At 58.5% G+C, this 17,540-nt stretch carries 14 protein-coding genes; 9 read left to right on the top strand and 5 right to left on the bottom strand.

The window, feature by feature from the left end; translation table 11 throughout:
- Nucleotides 1–489: 489 nt before the first annotated feature.
- The 3 genes from HYP802_RS23630 (at nucleotide 490) to HYP802_RS0111790 (ending at nucleotide 3,358) form a co-directional block, all read left to right on the top strand.
- The gene (locus HYP802_RS23630; protein WP_155831217.1) at nucleotides 490–1,050 is read left to right on the top strand and encodes a hypothetical protein; all 561 of its coding nucleotides are present in this window, start codon (nucleotides 490–492) and stop codon (nucleotides 1,048–1,050) included.
- 239 nt (nucleotides 1,051–1,289) lie between these two features.
- Entirely contained in the window at nucleotides 1,290–2,948 is a 1,659-nt protein-coding gene (locus HYP802_RS0111795; protein ID WP_013947506.1) for a L,D-transpeptidase family protein, read from the top strand.
- 227 nt (nucleotides 2,949–3,175) lie between these two features.
- A complete protein-coding gene (locus tag HYP802_RS0111790; protein WP_013947505.1) occupies nucleotides 3,176–3,358 on the top strand; it encodes a hypothetical protein in 183 nt (60 codons plus the stop codon).
- A 100-nt stretch (nucleotides 3,359–3,458) separates the two neighbouring features.
- On the opposite strand, the gene HYP802_RS0111785 is transcribed toward HYP802_RS0111790, so the two are convergent.
- A complete protein-coding gene (locus HYP802_RS0111785) occupies nucleotides 3,459–3,953 on the bottom strand; it encodes a GNAT family N-acetyltransferase (RefSeq protein ID WP_210164811.1) in 495 nt (164 codons plus the stop codon).
- Between the two features lie 728 nt (nucleotides 3,954–4,681).
- On the opposite strand from HYP802_RS0111785, the gene HYP802_RS0111780 reads away from it, so the two are divergent.
- Nucleotides 4,682–5,563, top strand: a complete 882-nt coding sequence (locus HYP802_RS0111780; protein ID WP_013947501.1) for an HlyD family secretion protein — start codon at nucleotides 4,682–4,684, stop codon at nucleotides 5,561–5,563.
- Nucleotides 5,550–7,100: a DHA2 family efflux MFS transporter permease subunit gene (locus HYP802_RS0111775; protein ID WP_244421004.1), complete on the top strand. Its 1,551-nt coding sequence runs from the start codon at nucleotides 5,550–5,552 to the stop codon at nucleotides 7,098–7,100. Before HYP802_RS0111780 ends, HYP802_RS0111775 begins: the two co-directional genes overlap by 14 nt.
- Nucleotides 7,101–7,129: 29 nt before the next feature.
- On the opposite strand, the gene betA is transcribed toward HYP802_RS0111775, so the two are convergent.
- Both betA and betB read right to left on the bottom strand, forming a co-directional pair.
- The gene (gene betA / locus HYP802_RS0111770; protein ID WP_024275818.1) at nucleotides 7,130–8,791 is read right to left on the bottom strand and encodes a choline dehydrogenase; all 1,662 of its coding nucleotides are present in this window, start codon (nucleotides 8,789–8,791) and stop codon (nucleotides 7,130–7,132) included.
- A 43-nt stretch (nucleotides 8,792–8,834) separates the two neighbouring features.
- On the bottom strand, nucleotides 8,835–10,295 hold the full coding sequence (betB, locus tag HYP802_RS0111765) for a betaine-aldehyde dehydrogenase (RefSeq protein WP_013947498.1): 1,461 nt from the start codon (nucleotides 10,293–10,295) through the stop codon (nucleotides 8,835–8,837).
- Nucleotides 10,296–10,707: 412 nt separating this feature from the next.
- Between betB and HYP802_RS0111755 the strand changes: the two genes are divergently transcribed.
- The 4 genes from HYP802_RS0111755 (at nucleotide 10,708) to choV (ending at nucleotide 15,090) form a co-directional block, all read left to right on the top strand.
- The gene (locus HYP802_RS0111755; protein WP_013947497.1) at nucleotides 10,708–11,754 is read left to right on the top strand and encodes a GlxA family transcriptional regulator; all 1,047 of its coding nucleotides are present in this window, start codon (nucleotides 10,708–10,710) and stop codon (nucleotides 11,752–11,754) included.
- Nucleotides 11,755–12,022: 268 nt separating this feature from the next.
- Nucleotides 12,023–12,952 carry a choline ABC transporter substrate-binding protein gene (gene choX, locus HYP802_RS0111750; protein ID WP_013947496.1) on the top strand — a complete coding sequence of 310 codons (930 nt, stop codon included), beginning with the start codon at nucleotides 12,023–12,025 and terminating at the stop codon, nucleotides 12,950–12,952.
- 96 nt (nucleotides 12,953–13,048) lie between these two features.
- Nucleotides 13,049–13,903: a choline ABC transporter permease subunit gene (gene choW, locus HYP802_RS0111745; protein ID WP_024275816.1), complete on the top strand. Its 855-nt coding sequence runs from the start codon at nucleotides 13,049–13,051 to the stop codon at nucleotides 13,901–13,903.
- Nucleotides 13,900–15,090 (top strand): choline ABC transporter ATP-binding protein, encoded by a 1,191-nt coding sequence (gene choV, locus HYP802_RS0111740; RefSeq protein ID WP_013947494.1) that lies wholly within the window; start codon nucleotides 13,900–13,902, stop codon nucleotides 15,088–15,090. The genes choW and choV overlap by 4 nt, the downstream gene beginning before the upstream one ends.
- A 32-nt stretch (nucleotides 15,091–15,122) precedes the next feature.
- On the opposite strand, the gene HYP802_RS0111735 is transcribed toward choV, so the two are convergent.
- Both HYP802_RS0111735 and HYP802_RS0111730 read right to left on the bottom strand, forming a co-directional pair.
- On the bottom strand, nucleotides 15,123–16,235 hold the full coding sequence (locus tag HYP802_RS0111735; protein WP_013947493.1) for an FAD-binding oxidoreductase: 1,113 nt from the start codon (nucleotides 16,233–16,235) through the stop codon (nucleotides 15,123–15,125).
- Nucleotides 16,236–16,240: 5 nt separating this feature from the next.
- On the bottom strand, nucleotides 16,241–17,521 hold the full coding sequence (locus HYP802_RS0111730) for an aromatic ring-hydroxylating dioxygenase subunit alpha (RefSeq protein WP_013947492.1): 1,281 nt from the start codon (nucleotides 17,519–17,521) through the stop codon (nucleotides 16,241–16,243).
- Nucleotides 17,522–17,540 lie beyond the last annotated feature (19 nt).

Here is a 17,540-nt window from a genome sequence, read left to right as displayed (position 1 = left end):
CCTCAGCCGAGGCGCCCACTCCGACACGGGCGCCGAAGCATCCTTCTCGAAAATGGATCGGGCTCGACCCGTTTCCTCAATCATTGCGCAAACCGCGTACCCGCCAACTGCCAAAATGGGCATACGCGCATGCCAGTGAGGCTCTGGTAAATGAAAGCGCCGGAGGCATCCGTAGAATAGAAAAGGGTCACAAAACAAAATCGGCACGGCAAAGATAACGTAATTGTGTGCCGCAAAATGATACGCTCGGCCGCGATCCTTTGATCTCGACATCAATCCCCATGCGCGGGCTGTTCCCTTGGGAACAGGTAACCAGGCCACCTCTTCCTACCTTATGGCTAACGGAGAGACGTTCCGTTCGTCGGCCTTCCCGATCCGACGCAGCCGCGCCCCCACGCACGTCCCTGAATCCTCAGACCTGCGCGCGAAGGCCCCGCCACTCGACGGCACGAAGGCCGAATGCACTCGCATCTGATCAAGGAGACAGCAATGTCAAAACGATTCTTATTTCCGCTGGTCGCCGGAGCTTTCGCTTTGGCTGCCGGCGCCTGCGCCGCGGTGGCGGGACCAATAACGCCACTAACAACCCTGACGTCAGGCAACGTTCAAGGATTCCTCATCCCAGTGCACGCCGGTGGCGGTGGCGGGTTTGGAGGCGGTGGTGGCGGCGGCCACGGTGGGGGCTTCGGTGGCGGCGGAGGTCACAGCGGAGGCTTCGGGGGCGGAGGCTTTCATGGCGGTTTTGGCGGCGGAGGGTTCCATGGTGGTGGATTCCATGGTGGCAGCTTCGGGGGCTTCCACGGCGGTCACTTTCACGGTGGACACATGGCGGGACGATCGCACGTCCGCACCCAGTCTCTGGCCCGCGCGAACCTAAATCACGGTCGCCATTTCCATCACGGACATGGACACGGTCATCACCACCGTCACCGCTTCTTCATCGGCGGCTATCCCTACTTCTATTATGATGACGGCTACTATGATGACGACTATGGCGATGATTGTTGGTGGAGCAGCCGCTATCATCGCTGGGCCTGCCCGGATTATTGAGCGCAACTGATACCCATTTTGGCCAGCGCCCCCGAACCTTTTCGTTCTGGGGCGCTTTCCCTATCGGCCGTCAAGCGATGGTCTTGATTGGCCGTTAACCTGTATTCTGAGGTTTTCGAGCCACACGCCCTGGCAGAGACAACGATTACGGAGCATGCGCTAATCAATAGGCAACCTGATTGAGATTATGTTGGAGGCCTCTGTTTTCTCGCATCAGCTGCATATTTAAGGTCTGACAAATGTTCAGTTTGCGTCTTCAGTGGAAGCGTTCGATCGTCCGGTTGGCAACCATCGCGTTATCAACCCTGGCCATCAGTGCCGCCTTCACCCCCGCAGACGCCGGAAAACGCAATCAGCGCCCTATCGAAGAGACGGCCCGGGAAACCCTATCCGGCCCTCCCGTCATCGCGATCGTCTCCATCAAAGATCAACGCGTCACGGTCTACGACGCAAACGGTGGCTCCATGAGCGGCCGGGTATCAAGCGGCCGCGACGGCTACGAAACTCCGGTCGGCGTCTACAGCGTTCTTCAAAAAGAAGAAGAACACTATTCGAACCTCTACGATGACGCCTCGATGCCCTTCATGCAGCGGATCACATGGTCAGGCATTGCCCTGCACGCCGGTCAGTTGCCTGGCTATCCCGCGTCCCATGGCTGCGTTCGCATGCCCGACAGCTTTGCCCAGCGCCTTTTCCCGCTGACGAAACTCGGCATGCGTGTCGTTGTTGCTTACGACGACGTTGCGCCGGTCGAGATTTCTCACCCGCTGCTGATGAAGCCGACGCCGCTGCAATCCGTCCAGACCGCGACGGCCATCCCGATGTCGTACCAGGATCCGATCGTGAACGATCCCGATTCCAGCCCGACGTTCTCTCCCGACCTCCGCGCATGGCCGGAACGCCAAGTGGAACTCAATGCCCTAAAATCAATCGCCGACGGCAAGCAGATCCTTGCCGACGCCGCCCTCGATCAGGCCAAGGAGATGGAGCAGATCATCGCCGACAAGAAGGCGCCGCGAGACAGGGCCGCGAAAGCGCTGCGCAAAGCCGAAGCGGCCAAAAAGTCTGCCGACAGCAGCTTGGCCGCGATCGACAAGCGCCTGTCGAACGCCAAGTCCGATAAGCTCAAGAAGAAATGGACAACAGAGAAAGAACGCGCCGCCAAGAAATCCGATGAAGCTGCTGCAAAAGTTGCCACGGCCACGGAAGCTTTGCAGGCCGCTGAGGCCGAACTGCAGAAGGCAACAGATCAGGCCGCCCCGGCATTAGCGGCACGAGATCAGGCGGTTGCCGTTCTCAATGAAGCCAAACGCAAGGCGTTGCCGATCTCCGTCTTCATAAGCCTGAAGACGCAACGGCTCTATGTCCGTCAAGGCAATGAGCCCGTTTTCGACGCGCCCGTCACCATCGCCGATCCGCAACAGCCTATCGGTACGCACGTCTTCACGGCGGTTGGATACAAAAATGGCGGCAAGGACGTGAGCTGGACGGCTGTTTCGCTCGAACACAACGACAACGCCGATTATGCGTTTAACGAAGACCGCAGGTATAGGCTCAACGATGCTGGCACGCCTCCCCCGACCAACGTGGCCGAAGCGAGCGCAGCACTCGATCGCATCACTATCTCGCCGGATGTGTCCGCCAGGTTGAGCAGCGCCGTATGGCCGGGATCGTCGCTGATCGTCTCGGACGAACCGATGAGCAAGGAAACCGGAAAAGCCACAGATTTTATCGTCCTCATCAGCACGGAACCTCAGGGCGGCATCAAGAAGCGGCCGAAACAGTTCTTCCGCAACGATAATTTCATGAGCGACAGCGCCGACTACTACTACTACGGCTATGATCGCTACGGGCGCCGGGCCTATCCTCGCCAACGATCAATGTTTGGCTGGTGGTGAAACGATCCCAAATCTTGGCACGCCTGCGTAGCGGCACGGATCGATTTCAAAGTGGCTCTGCCGGTCCGCGGCCCGGTAGGTTGCAAGCACGGCCGTTATCGGCGATGCCATGACATTCCCCGTGCGAATTGCCCTGAGGGTCGCTCCGACACATGCAGGCGGCTATTCCTTGAAATTGCCGCGAGAAAGATATTGCCTCCCAGAATAAGGGGCCGGGAGGAACCACAATGAACGCACACGAACGTCTGCCGAACGATATTACCGCATTGGGGGTTATTGAGCAGCTTCGGGACGCCCTGAAGTTTGCCGACAACGAGCTTCAGAAACGCTGCGTCATCTCAACCAAGGTGCGGGAGGCCCTCGACTTAGCGGAACGCATACTTGCGAGCGCCCAGAACCGGTACGACTGACCGGAATAGGCATTGGCATAGTCGAACGACGGCCGGCGACGGAACGGCTGCCCCGCGCAGAGATGCCCTGTGACTACACCCGATCACTATGCTCGGATCGTCAGCGGCGAAAGCAGCCAAGGCGCCAAGACCGCCGCATGCGAGCCATCAGCACCGAGCTATGCGACAGAAGTCGATCCCAGACGCCCAGGTTCACCGTCTCGTCGAACAACTCTTCGAATTCAGCGCGACGGCTGAGGCCTAGTCGGCTTCGATGCGGGTAATAAAAGACCAGGGCGGGCGAACGCCGCCACCAAACCTTGAATTCTGCGTCCGACATATTTTTCGGTGAGACCGGCCAAAGCAGGCCGCCGATCTTGGACATATCGGCCGTGATAAGATCGTACACTGCGCTCGCGATACCTTTGCGCTGACAAGACCGCGAAACCTCGGCGCTGCTGATGACGCAGATGCCGTTCTTCGGCTTTACGATATCGCAAAACCCGATCGGCTCCTCGCCGATGATAGCCGACAGCTCCGTTCGGAAGACACGATAGACCACACCGACGTCGGAGATTCCACGGCTCACGAAGAAAAGCCGCTGGCTTTTCGTCATCAACTCAACGATCGGCTCCTGGCAAATAAGCGTGGCCAACCGCTTATCGACGTCCTCCGATTCCTGAAGTGTCTTCGTGCGCTGCGCTAAGAGACGGGAATATCTCGCCTCAGCCTCATCCAATCGCCCCGAAACGATCACGACGGGAGTATCCTTTTGCAATACGGATGGTTTTTAAAGTCAGCTTAGGAATGAGAACCGATTATTGCGCCCCCAATCGCTCCCGATCCGTTAACGTCGGGGCCTAGCTCCTTCGACCGGTTAAAACTTCGGTTTCTGATGATGCACGCATCCTGGAACGACCGTTAACGCTGCCCCACCCGGCCCTGTCCCGCCTCCGATCCAGCGGAAACTGCCGGAACGAATCCGTAAAGCCGACCGTTTTTCAGGTTGAAAGCGCCAGCCGAAGATAAACGGCGGGCCTCGCCCGAAAGCCCACTACCGCGACATTTCGGCGACCCGGCACGCGTAATCGTCGCGTTGGTGACAAATCCCCTAAGAGCCTGTAGAGGGGGCATCGATTGTCTCTTTTTGTGCGCCGCGTCGGGATAGACTTCCGCGCCGGCGGCAATCAAAAAGCTCAATATTTCGGCCGGGCCAGTCGTATACCGTGATTGGGCGTCGGACGGCGTGCGTGCCCATTTTGCCTGTTGCGGCAGACATTCCCGTTCCTGGCAACTGCAAAAGGACTACGGAAGTTGCAGCCTTCGAATAAACGGAAGAAGCCAATGCAAGACCGATTGCCAGAAAAAAAGCCACCGGCCAACGGTGGCCAGGTCACGCCTTCCGATAAAAAGCCGCTGCTTTCGAAGCGGGGCATAGGCCTTCTTAGCTTTGTCTGTCTCCTCGCCCTCATCGCTGCCGGCTACGCCTATTGGCAGCACGAAACGCTCTATCCATCGACGGACAACGCCCAGGTCGAAGCCAATATAATCCAGATCACGCCGTTGGTGACAGGCCTCATCATGGACGTGAAAGTCAAGGAATTCTCGACCGTCCAGCAAGGCGACGTTCTGATCGAGCTCAATCAAGCGCCTTTCCGCGCTACCCTCAAACGCGCTGAAATTCGCCGCGACATCGCCAAGCAGCAAGCCGCCCAGGCGACCGGCCCCCAGGCCGCAGCCGCCAAAGGCAATGCTGAAGAGGCCGATATCGCCGTCGCCGAAGCCAATGCTGAACTTTCGCACGCGACGATCAAGGCGCCGGTCGACGGCACGGTCGGCAAAGTCCGCGTCCAGCCCGGCGAAGTCGCGAAAGCCGGCGTACCGCTCTTCCCGCTCGTCGATACCTCGACGTGGTGGGTCGATGCGAATTTCAAGGAAACCGACCTTGCCCGCATCAAGCCCGGCCAAACGGCGTCCGTGTGGCTTGACAGCGATCCGTCGAAAAAGTTGACCGGGAAGGTCGAAGCCGTGAGCCGCGCCAGCGCCTCGGCGTTCTCGCTGATGCCTTCGGAAAATGCGACGGGCAGCTGGGTCAAGGTCGTCCAGCGCTTTCCCGTCAGGATCGCCCTTACGGTCGAATCTGGCGACCTGCCGCTGGGCGTCGGCGCGTCTGCGTCTGTAACCATCGACACCACGTCCGATGGAGCGGGTAGTGCCACCAAATAATCAGGTCGCGGCCCCAGCCGACGCCGCCGCCGGACCGAGCAGGCTGCTGAGTTCGCTCGCGGTGCTGCTGGCGGTGCTGATGGTCATTCTCGACATGACCATCGTCAACGTCGCCCTGCCCGACATGATGGGCACCCTTGGAGCGACGCCCGATCAGATCACCTGGGTTTTAACGTCCTATATCGTCGCCGAAGCCATCGTCATTCCGATGAGCGGCTTTCTCGCTGAGCGCTTCGGCCGAAAACGCGTGCTGACAGTCAGCGTCGCAGGCTTCGTCGTGTCCTCGATGCTGTGCGGCCAATCGCATTCACTGATGCAGATGGTCATCTTCCGCTTGCTTCAGGGTGCATTCGGGGCAAGCGTCGTCCCTCTCTCACAAGCGACGATGGTCGACAGTTTCGAGCCGGAGAAGCGCGGCAAGGCCATGGCGATCTGGGGTATCGGCGTCCTGCTCGGCCCGATCATGGGGCCAACGGTCGGCGGCTTCATCACCGACCACCTCGGTTGGCAATGGGTATTCTACGTCAACCTTCCCATCGGCATCATCAACCTGCTTCTGATCTCCGCCTACATCAAAGCGACGCCCCATTCGGGCTCGCCGATTGATTGGCTCGGCGCTGCGCTCCTGGCAATCGGTGTCGGCAGCCTGCAAATGCTGCTCGACCGCGGCAACAGCGAAGGCTGGTTTGCATCGCAAATGATCGTCAGCCTCGCGCTCCTATCCTTCGCATGCCTAACCTGGTTCACGGTTCGAAGCTTCAATCGGCCGGACGCCATCCTGAAGCTCAATCTTCTGCGAGATCGCAATCTGGCGACGTCGACATTCCTGATCATGGCGTTCGGTGTCGGCATGCTGAGCACCATCGCGCTGCAGCCGCTGTTCCTGGAACATTTGCTCGGCTATCCGGCAAGCACCGCCGGTCTGGTGATGGCGCCGCGCGGTATCGCCGTCGCCATTGGCATGGTCGTGGTCGCAACGCTGATCCAGCACATCGATTCCCGCTGGCTGGTATTCGTCGGACTGACACTGTCCGCCGCCGGAACCTACGTGACGACGACATATAACCTCGACGTCGATCGCTTCTGGATTATCGCGCCGAGCATCGTCCAAGGCATCGGCATGGGCATGATCTTCGTGCCGCTCTCGACACTCGCCTATCAAACGCTACCGAAAAACGCTTCGGATCAGGCCGCGAGCATCTTCAACATCGCACGTACGATTGGCGGCTCGCTGGGCATCGCGATAGGCGCAACGATTCTGACGCGCGCGACGCACGAGAACCTTCAGACCCTCTCGGCCGGGATCAATCCCTACAATCCCGCCCTGCACATGTGGCTTAACTCGACGGGACTGTTGCCAACCGATCCGCGTGCGATGCAGATTCTGGGCTATGAGTTGACACGCCAATCGACAATGATCGGCTTCATCGAAGCCTTCGGCTTCGTAACGCTGAGCTTCCTGTTGCTTATTCCATTCGTGCTGTTGCTGCGGCAAACCGGCGCCGCTTCACCCTTCGGGGACGTCGGCAAGCACTAGGGCGCTTGCCGAGCTTTCAGCACCCTGGCTTATCGCTGCTGTGTCTGATAGTTCGGATTGAACCACACCGGCACCTCTTCCGCCGGCAGTGGCGGCCGTCCACGGATTGCATCCGCCAGCTTCTCGGCCATCATGATGGTCGGCACGTTGAGGTTACCACTGACGACATCCGGCATGATCGACGCATCGACCACCCGCAATGCTTCGACGCCATAAACCTTGCCCGTACCGTCAACGACGGCCATCTCATCGGTTCCCATCCGGCACGAGCATGACGGATGATAGGCGCTTTCGGCCTTCGCACGGATGAAGGCGTCGATGGCGGCGTCACTCGTTTCGGATGGCCCCGGCGCCAATTCGGCACCACGGTACTGGTCGAAGGCCTGCTGCGAAAAGATCTCGCGCGTTAAACGGATGCCCGCCCGCATCTCTTTGCGGTCCTGCTCCGTCTGCATGTAGTTGAAGAGTACTCTTGGATACTCGCGCGGATCGGCTGATTTAAGCTTCACATAGCCCCGGCTCGTCGGTCGCATCGGCCCAATATGCGCCTGGAAGCCATGCCCCTTCGCCGCCGACGTGCCGTCGTAGCTGATGGCCATCGGGAAGAAGTGATATTGTAGATCGGGATGCAAAACGCCGGCTTCACTGCGGATAAAACCGCCGGACTCGAAATGGTTCGTCGCGCCGAGGCCCTTCCCCGTCAGCAGCCACTCGATGCCGATCTTCAATTTTGCCAGCGGATTATTGGCGCTGTAAATCGAAACCGGCTTGGTGCATTCGTACTGGACGTAGGCCTCGATGTGGTCCTGCAGGTTTTCTCCAACGCCCGGCGAATCCTGCACGACCGGAATGCCGTGTTTTTTCAATTCATCCGCATTGCCAATACCCGACAGCATCAAGATTTGCGGTGAATTGATCGCGCCGCCGCTGACGATCACCTCGCGCGTTGCGCGCGCCGACTGCAGATTGCCGCCATGGCTGAACTCGACGCCGACGGCACGACGTCCTTCGAACAGGATGCGCGTGACGAGCGTTTTCGCCTTGAGTTCAACGCCGCCACGCTTCTGCGCTGGCCGCAGAAACGCCTGAGCGGCGCTCCAGCGACGGCCTTTGTAGACCGTCATGTCCATGCGGCCGAGGCCTTCCTGCTGGTAACCATTCATATCCTCGGTCACCGGATAGCCCGCCTGCCGGCCTGCCTCAATGAAGGTATCGTAAAGCGGATTCGTGCACGGCGCAGTCGTCACATAAAGCGGCCCGGAATTGCCGCGATACTTATCGCCGCCCTTGAGCCGCGTCTCGGCCTTCTTGAAATACGGCAGACAGTTGAAATACGACCAGTCCTGCAAGCCCTGATGACGCGCCCAAGCGTCGTAATCGAAGGCATGACCTCGAATATAGATCATGCCGTTGATAGACGACGAGCCACCGACGACGCGTCCACGCGGACAGTACATCCGCCGATTATCGAGATAAGGCTCCGGCTCCGACTCGTACCACCAGTTGTATTTCGTGCCGGCCAGCGGATACGCGAACGCCGACGGCATATGAATGAAAATGCTGTTGTCTTGCGGCCCGGCTTCGAGAACGAGAACGCGAACCCCTTCGTCTTCCGTCAGGCGGTTGGCAAGGACGCATCCCGCCGACCCGGCACCGACGATGATGTAGTCGAAGTCTTGGGTTTTGCTCATCGTTCCTTGGACCTCAGTCTTTCTGTCTTAATCTGACGATGCGTCATTCGTACGGGCACTGCACATCGCCCAGTTCCACATAGACGCTCTTCAACTGCGTGTAGTGCTCGATGGCGACCTGGCCGTTCTCGTGGCCGAAGCCCGACTCCTTGATGCCGCCGAACGGCATCTCGACGGGCGTGATGTTATAGTTGTTGATCCAGCAGATGCCCGCTTCGAGGCGCGCAGCGACGCGATGCGCGCGTGCAAGATCGCGCGTAAAAAGCCCCGCGGCCAATCCGAAGCGCGTCGCATTCGCACGCGCTATGACATCGTCCTCGTCGCGGAACCGCAAAACCGACATGACCGGCCCGAAGATTTCTTCTCGCACAATGCTCATCTCGTCCGTGCACTCGGTGAAAACGGCCGGACGCACATAGTTGCCGCGATCGAGCGGAACCTCATCAACTCGTTCGCCACCGTAGCAGAGCCGTGCGCCTTCCGCCTTTCCGGCCTCGATGAAACTCAAGACCCGTTCCATATGCGGCCGCGAAATCAACGCCCCTACTTGTGTTTCAGGATCGAGTGGCAAACCGATGCGCAGCTTTTTCGTCCGCTCCACCACCATATCGACGAAGGCATCGTAGATGTCGTCGTGGACAAACACGCGCGTGCAGTTCGTGCATATTTCGCCCTGCGTGTAAAAATTTCCGAGCATCGCCGCGGAAACGGCCTGCCGAAGATCAGCGTCCTGGAACACAAGAAGTGCCGACTTGCCGCTGAGCTCCATCGTTGTACGCTTCAAAGTAGCGGCCGCCGCAGCTACGATCTTCTTGCCAGTGCCCACCGAACCGGTCAGCGAGATTTTCGCAACGCGCGGATCTGTCGTCAGCATTGAACCGGTGCGTGCGTCTCCGTGCAAAACATTGAAGACGCCATCTGGCAACCCTGCTTCCGTGTAGATCTCGGCAAGCTTGGCGGAGGTCGTCGGCGTCATCTCCGACGTCTTGAAGATCATCGCATTGCCGCATGCCAGCGCCGGCGCCGACTTCCAGCACGCGATCTGGATCGGATAGTTCCATGACCCGATACCGACACAAATTCCCATCGGTTCGCGGCGGGTATAAACGAACGCATTATTCAGTGCGATCTGCTCGCCGTGCAACGTGGCCGCCACCCCGGCGAAATATTCGATGCAATCGGCACCGCTGACGATATCGACGACTTCCGCTTCTTGAATTGGCTTGCCGGTGTCACGAACCTCGATCTCGGCCAACTCGCGATTGCGGTCGCGAAGAATCCGTGCCGCCTTGTTCAGAACACGCCCACGCTCCGCACCGGACATGCCAGACCAGCGAGCGAGTCCTTCTTTTGCTGATTGCAGCGCAGCATCGATTTCAGGCGCAAGCGCGATCTCGACCTGTGAAATCAACTCGCCCGTCGCCGGATCGACATTCGCGAACGTCTCCCCGTCCGATGCCGCAACAAAACGGCCCCCGATATAGTTTTGGAGAACTTTCGCCATCGACCACACTCATTGAATTTGCCCATGCTGCAAACCGAGCGCGGCACCCTTCGCTCGCAGCAACTTCCGGCGCCAAAACCTGCGCCGATCACCCATCACGCTATGCCGGTCCAGAGGCCTGAAAGCATTGTCAGATACGACACAAATGTTATCCCCCGCGACAGTCGAAACCGCACTGGAAGACCGACGAAAGTCGAACGATCTCGCGCTGCAACCGCCTTCTTTTGCAGCACCGAAAGCCTCTTTCTGCGGCAGGAATTGAACTTTCTGGAACTTGTCAAAACACGGCGCGGTGCTAAGATTTTCTCATGATCTGCTCGATGTCATACTCAGGCGTAACGATCACCCCGCCTCAGTCTTTGACTAGAAGCGGAGGCCATAGATTTGCGGAGCATCCGGGAGCTTTTGCTGCGTGAATGAGGTTCCGTCGAAACTCAGAACGATCCGTCGGATCGGGTTTCTGACACTGAATGAATACACCATGATCGCGCTTTCGAGTGCGATCGAGGTTTTGCGAATGGCCAACCGTTTGAGCGGGCAGGACCACTATTCGTGGACCATCCTTTCCGTCGACGGCAAGCCGACGTCCTGCAGTAATGGCCTGTCTTTCGCCGACGCTAAAACCTACGATGATGCCGGCGATCTCGATATGGTACTCGTCTGCGGCGGCACGCACGTCGAGCGATACGTCAGCGACAAGCTCATCAATCTTCTCCGCCGGATATCGCACGATGGCATCGTGCTTGGTGGCCTGTGCACCGGCACCTACGCGCTCGTGAAATCCGGCCTTCTCGACGGCTACAAATGCACCGTCCATTGGGAAAACATGGCGGGCCTTCGCGAATTCCATCCACGCGTGCAGTTCCAGGAAGAGCTTTTCGTTATCGACCGCGACCGCGTCACCTGCACGGGCGGGATAGCGCCCGCCGACTTGATGCTCTCCGTTGTGAAAAGCGCATTCGGTAAAACGCTGGTTGCCGATATTTCCAACCAATTCATTCTGGAACGCGTGCGCGACGGGTTCGACCGCCAGCACATCCCGATGGCGGCGCGCCTGGGATACAACAACAGTGCGCTGGTGGACATCGCCGCACTCATGGAAGCCAATTTCGAAGAACCGCTGACAGCTGTCGAATTGGCAAAATTGGCGGGCCTTTCTTTGCGCCAAGTCCAGCGCATGTTCCAGGTTTCGCTCGAAACGACACCGACAAAGTACTATTTGCAATTGCGTCTCCGGCGCGCCCGCGAGCTGCTAGTGCAATCGCAAATGTCGATCACGCAGATCGCTATTTCCTGCGGTTTTCAATCGACTTGCCATTTCAGCAAATCATATCGGGCCCTTTACGGACGCACGCCGCGCAGCGAACGCCAGCCCCAGACGGTCCCAGCCGAATTCAGCGCGCCGCCGCTGCCACGACAGCGTAAGTCTGTGGTGCGCGCACGCGTCCCTTCGATTTAGATCGGCGCTCGCGAGCACCGGAAGACCGTCGATTTACGCAGGATCAAATGGACACCCTTCGCGAAAGGAGTGTAGCCTGAGGCGCGTAAGCGCTAGATCGCGTCGCAATTGCAAAAATAGATAGCCCGCCGCTGCTATTAGCTGGTGGGGTCGCCCACGCCGGGTGGCGCCTTCAACAGGCAACCGACAGAAGGGCGATCCGATTTCAGATCCCCAGCAAGCGGACTGTTGTCCATCACGCCTGCCATTGCCAACAACAGGAGTTGTCATGACACGCATAGCGATTGGGGCCACTTTTGCCCTCGTCCTGGCCGCAACAGCGGCGCACGCTGCCGACAGTACCACTTGCAAAAAAGTCCGCTTCGCCGACGTCGGCTGGACCGACATTCAAGTGACGACCGGACTGACCAGCAACATTCTCGAAGCGCTCGGCTATGAGCCCGAGGTCAAGACGCTCTCCGTTCCCGTCACCTACGCCTCGTTGAAAAACAAGGACATCGACGTGTTCCTGGGCAACTGGATGCCCAGCATGACCGCCGACATCAAGCCCTACATCGACGACAAGTCCGTTGAGGTGCTTGGCGTCAACCTCGATAACGCCGGTTACGGTCTCGTCGTCCCCGACTACGTCGCCGACGCGGGCGTCAAAAGCCTTAAAGACCTCGGCGCCCATAAAGATCAGTTCGACGGCAAGATCTACGGCATCGAAGCTGGCAACGACGGTAATCGCATCATCAGCACAATGATCGCCAAGCCGGAGAACAACCTCCAGGGCTTCGAATTGGTCGAAAGCTCCGAAGCGGGCATGCTCACCGAAGCCGAAAAGGACATGAAGAAGAAGAAGTGGATCGTCTTCCTCGGCTGGACACCCCACCCGGTCATGGGCGCCATGAAAATCCACTACCTCGACGGCATGGGCGATTCCGGTTTCGGCGCTGCAACCGTCAGCACCAACGTTCGCGCCGGCTACGAAAAAGAATGCCCGAACGTCGCCAAGTTCCTGAAGAACGAAAAATTCAATCTCGCCATGGAAGGCGCTATGATGGAGCCGGTACTGAAAAGCGGTGCCGATCCAAAGGCGACCGCGCTCGAATGGCTCAAGAAAAATCCTGAAGCCGTAACACCGTGGCTGGCAGGCGTAACCACGTTCGATGGTGGCGACCCACAGGCTGCGCTGAAGGCCTACCTCGCAAAGTAGGGGTCCTGTCACTATCCGCCCGGCAAAGGACTGGACGGCTGCTTCACAAGCGGCCGTCCGTTGCCGAATGAAGCTTGAGCACTGGGAATGGCGCAGATGGACCCCGTATCGAAGCTTGTAACTGCCTGGAAAATTCCGGTTGGACAATTCGGCAAAGCGATCTTCGACTTCGTCACTGACTATTTTCAGTGGTTTTTCGATGCCATATCGACGGTTCTCGAGACGTTCGTCGACGGAACGTCCGATTTCCTGCTGCAAATCCCGCCTCTCGTTCTGGCGGTTATTCTCGCCGGCCTCGCCTATTGGCTTCGGCGTTCCGCCGTTCTCGCCGTCGGCGTTTTGATCGGCCTGCTGTTCATTCTGAACCAGGGCTTGTGGAAAGAGACAGTCCAGACGCTCGTGCTGGTTCTGTCGGCCACCGCGCTCTCAATGATCATCGGCGTGCCCATCGGAATTTGGGCTGCGCATAAACCTCACGTCTGGCGCATCACACAGCCGATCCTCGACCTGATGCAGACGATGCCGACCTTCGTCTACCTCATCCCCATTCTGATCCTGTTCGGCCTCGGTGCTGCGCCCGCGCTGATCGTCACGATCATTTTCGCTATGCCCGCCCCCGTGCGCATGACGTATCTAGGCCTGACCTCAATCCCCAAGCCGATGCTGGAAGCCGGAGAAAGTTTCGGCGCCACGAAACGCCAACTCTTATGGAAGGTGGAGCTGCCCGCAGCGCTTCCGTCCATCATGGCCGGCCTCACCCAATGCATCATGCTGTCGTTGTCGATGGTCGTCTTCGCCACGCTGATCGGTGCACCAAGCCTCGGCAATCCGGTCAACCGCGCGTTGGCCAACCGCAACATTCCGCTGGGCATCGAAGCCGGCCTTGCAATCGTGATCCTCGCCATCATCCTTGATCGCGTCCTTGCCATTAAACCGGAGGTCCGCAAATGAGCGTCGCGGTCGATTTCAAAAACGTCGATATCATCTTCGGCAAGGACGTTGCCCGCACGCTCGCTATGGTCGATGCCGGCGCGACGCGGGCTGAGATCCTCGCCAAAACGGGAGCCGTGCTCGGCGCCGCCGGTGCGAACCTGACGGTCAACGAGGGCGAGATTTCCGTTCTGATGGGCCTGTCCGGCTCCGGGAAATCGACCCTCCTGCGCGCAGTCAACGGCCTTAACAAGGTCTCGCGTGGTTCGCTCCTGGTGAAGGACGGCGACCGCATGGTCGATATCGCAACCTGCGATGCAGCAACCCTCCGCCACATGCGACAGAACCAGGTCGCGATGGTGTTTCAGCAGTTCGCGCTGCTGCCGTGGCGTACCGTGCGCGAGAATGCCGGCCTTGGCTTGGAGCTGGCAGGCGTTCCGGCCGCCGAACTCAAGGAGCGCGTCGATCGCCAACTCCATCTCGTCGGGCTCGATAGCTGGGCCGACAAATACGTACACGAACTTTCAGGCGGCATGCAGCAGCGCGTCGGCCTCGCTCGCGCCTTTGCGACGGACGCCCCAATCCTGTTAATGGACGAGCCTTTCTCCGCGCTCGATCCGCTGATCCGCACCAAGCTGCAGGATGAGTTGCTGCAGCTTCAAAAGACCATCAAGAAAACGATCATCTTCGTCAGCCACGATCTTGAAGAAGCGCTCAAGATCGGCAACCGCATTACCATCATGGAAAGCGGACGCATCGTACAGTCGGGGACGCCGGAAGACATCGTCCTTAACCCAGCCGACGATTACGTCCGCGACTTCATCGCTAACGTCAATCCGTTGTCCGTGCTGACGGCCTGGAACGTCATGCGCGACAAGCGCGACCTTGAAACAGCCGGCGACAACTGGCTCTGGCTCGACCGGCGGCAAACGACCAAATTTAGGATCGACGGCACGGGCAAAGTTGAAGCCGCCGAATGCCGCGGAAAACAAGCAAGCTGGGTGACGTGCGGCGAAATCGAAGAAACGCCGTCCGACGAGTTCTCACCAGTCTACTGGGCAAGACCCGGTACCAGCCTTAAGACCGTGATCCTCGCGATGCATAAATCGGGCACAGCTCCGGTTGCACTGTTCGATGATGACGACCGCTTCGTCGGTTCGATCGGCGTCCGAGACGTACTGCAGGCCATTCTGCGCCGTTCAGATTGATTTTCCGGCGGAGGCGCTGCCCACGACCTCAGTTATTTTTCGATCGTTACATCACTGAGCGGCTTGCTGCAGCAGATCAGGATCATGCCCGCATCGACCTCGCGTTGCCGGATGCCGCCGCCATGTGTCATCACCACCTGACCGTCGACTTTCTTGCTTTTGCACGTACCGCAAACACCTTTGCTGCACGAAAATGGCAGACGCAGGCCAGCGGCCTTCGCCGCTTCGAGAATGAATTGATCGGGACGGCAATCAATCGTGCGGCCCGACTTGGTGAACTCGATTTTGAAGCCGACGCTCGGCACAGATTCTGCCGCAACGGCCGCCTGCACTTCCTCTTGCTCAACCGGGCTTAATCGTTCGAACGAGAAGCTTTCTTCATGATAGCGTGCCATGTCGAAACCGGCGGCCGCCAGCATAGCGCGAACATTCGCCATGTACGCTTCAGGGCCACAGCAAAAGATTTCGCGCTCTGACAGATCCGGTACCATCGACTTCAAGAGCGGCAGCGTCAGAAAGCCTGTCGGCGCGCTCCAGTCGCGTTGCTCGCCGATATTTTCGCAAACGAATGCCGTTCGAAATCGGTTCATCCCATGCGCAATAGTGGCAAGTTCATTGCGGAAAATAATGTCCCGCGGCGTCCGCGCGCTGTGAACGAAAACAACGTCGCGATCTTCGCCAAGATCGTAAAGCGCACGTGACATAGACATCAACGGCGTGACACCGGACCCGCCGGACAAGAATAGGTACTTCGGTGCTGCGTGCAACGTGCAACTGAATTCGCCGGAGGGTCCGAAAGCTTTGATAGCAACGCCAGCTTTCAGATTGTCATGGAGCCAGTTCGAAACCTTGCCGCCCGGCACGCGCTTCACGGTAATCGACAGCGTGTCAGGCCGCGTCGGCGATGACGACATCGTATAGCAGCGATTGATCGTCTCGCCATCGATCTCGAGTTCGAGGGTGATGAACTGCCCTGGACGAAAACGAAACAGCTTTGCCGTCGGCGTGCGAAACAAGAAGCTTTTGACGTCATGCGTTTCCGCCCGAACATGCGTGCAGACAAGCACATCGTCTTCGTCAGAATTCCACTTGCCCGGCACGGCATCCCACTGCGCCGGGCCGAGCCTGTCCTGCATCTCGCTCATGTCGTTCAGGCGCTCGCGGCAAACGGGCTGACGGTCGCCGATTCATGTCCGGTTGCCGTCCGAAGCCGCTGGAAATACCAGGACATGAACTTCTCGACCAGTTCTTCCGTATAAGGCGAATAAGGCCCAGGAACATAGGCTGCACTATACGAACCGACCTGTGTCCTCTCGACGAGCGCTCCGTCCTGCATATTGGTAGCGTGCCAAACAGCGCTGAGCGCCTTGGGATCGTAGTCCTGCCCTTCCACGGCATCCTTATGAACGAGCCACTTCGTCCGCAGCAACGTACGTTCCGCATCGATCGGCAGCACGCTGAACGTCACGATGTGATCGCTCATAAAATGGTGCCACGAATTCGGCTGTGTCCAGAACGACAGGCCACCAAGATTGCGCAGAGAAAGATCGCCGAGCAATTTCTTGCACGCAACCTTGCTGTCGAGCGTCTGGGATTCTCCCGCCTTATCGAGCGGAAGCCGTTCCGTTCGGAACGCTGTCACCCTGCTGTCGAGAAACTCCAATTCAACGGACGGTAATCCGCATGATTCCCACCTTGCATGCTCGCGCGTCGTCAGATCCTTGAACGCGCGCACATCGTCTGCATTCTCAGGGGATGGCTGATACCCGAATCCGAACTCATAGAGCGAAATAGTAAGTTCCGGATGATTGCCCTTACAGTGATAGCATTCGCGATTGTTCTCCATCGTGAACTTCCAATTGCCGTTCTCGATGAGATCTTCCTCATACGCGACTTTGCAATCGCTGATGCGGTGCGGAAGAATATAGGGCTCCATCTCGCGCCGCATCTGCTCGAAGTCGACAGGCGGATTGTCCGCAAGGCAAACGAAGATCAGCCCAGCAACATTCCCGACATGGACCATCTTCAGACCGAATTTACTCCGGTCGAAGTCATCGCCCATGTGCTCCGTGTGGATCAGATTGCCGCGCAGGTCGTAAGTCCACTGATGGTAAGGACAAACGACATTGCCAACGCTGCCCTTGTCTCCGTCGCAAAGGCGCGCGCCGCGATGGCGGCACACGTTGTGAAACGCCGTGATCGACATGTCGTCGTCACGAGCCACGACGACTGACGTCTTTCCGATCGGAACTGTGAAATAATCACCCGGCTCGGGAATGTCAGGTTCGCAGCCGACGTAAATCCACGTCCCGCCGAAAATGACCTCCATATCGAGATCGAAAATTTCCTTGCTCTGATAGAATGGCGCTTCCAGGCTATAGCCCGGTCGCCGTCTGGCTATCAGGGACCGCAGTTCATTTGATAATTGCATGTGGTCCTCCCATTGCAGG

It is taken from the genome of Hyphomicrobium sp. 802 (assembly GCF_000526135.1).
Lineage (GTDB): Bacteria > Pseudomonadota > Alphaproteobacteria > Rhizobiales > Hyphomicrobiaceae > Hyphomicrobium_B.
This window is presented reverse-complemented; position numbering and strand designations above follow the sequence as displayed.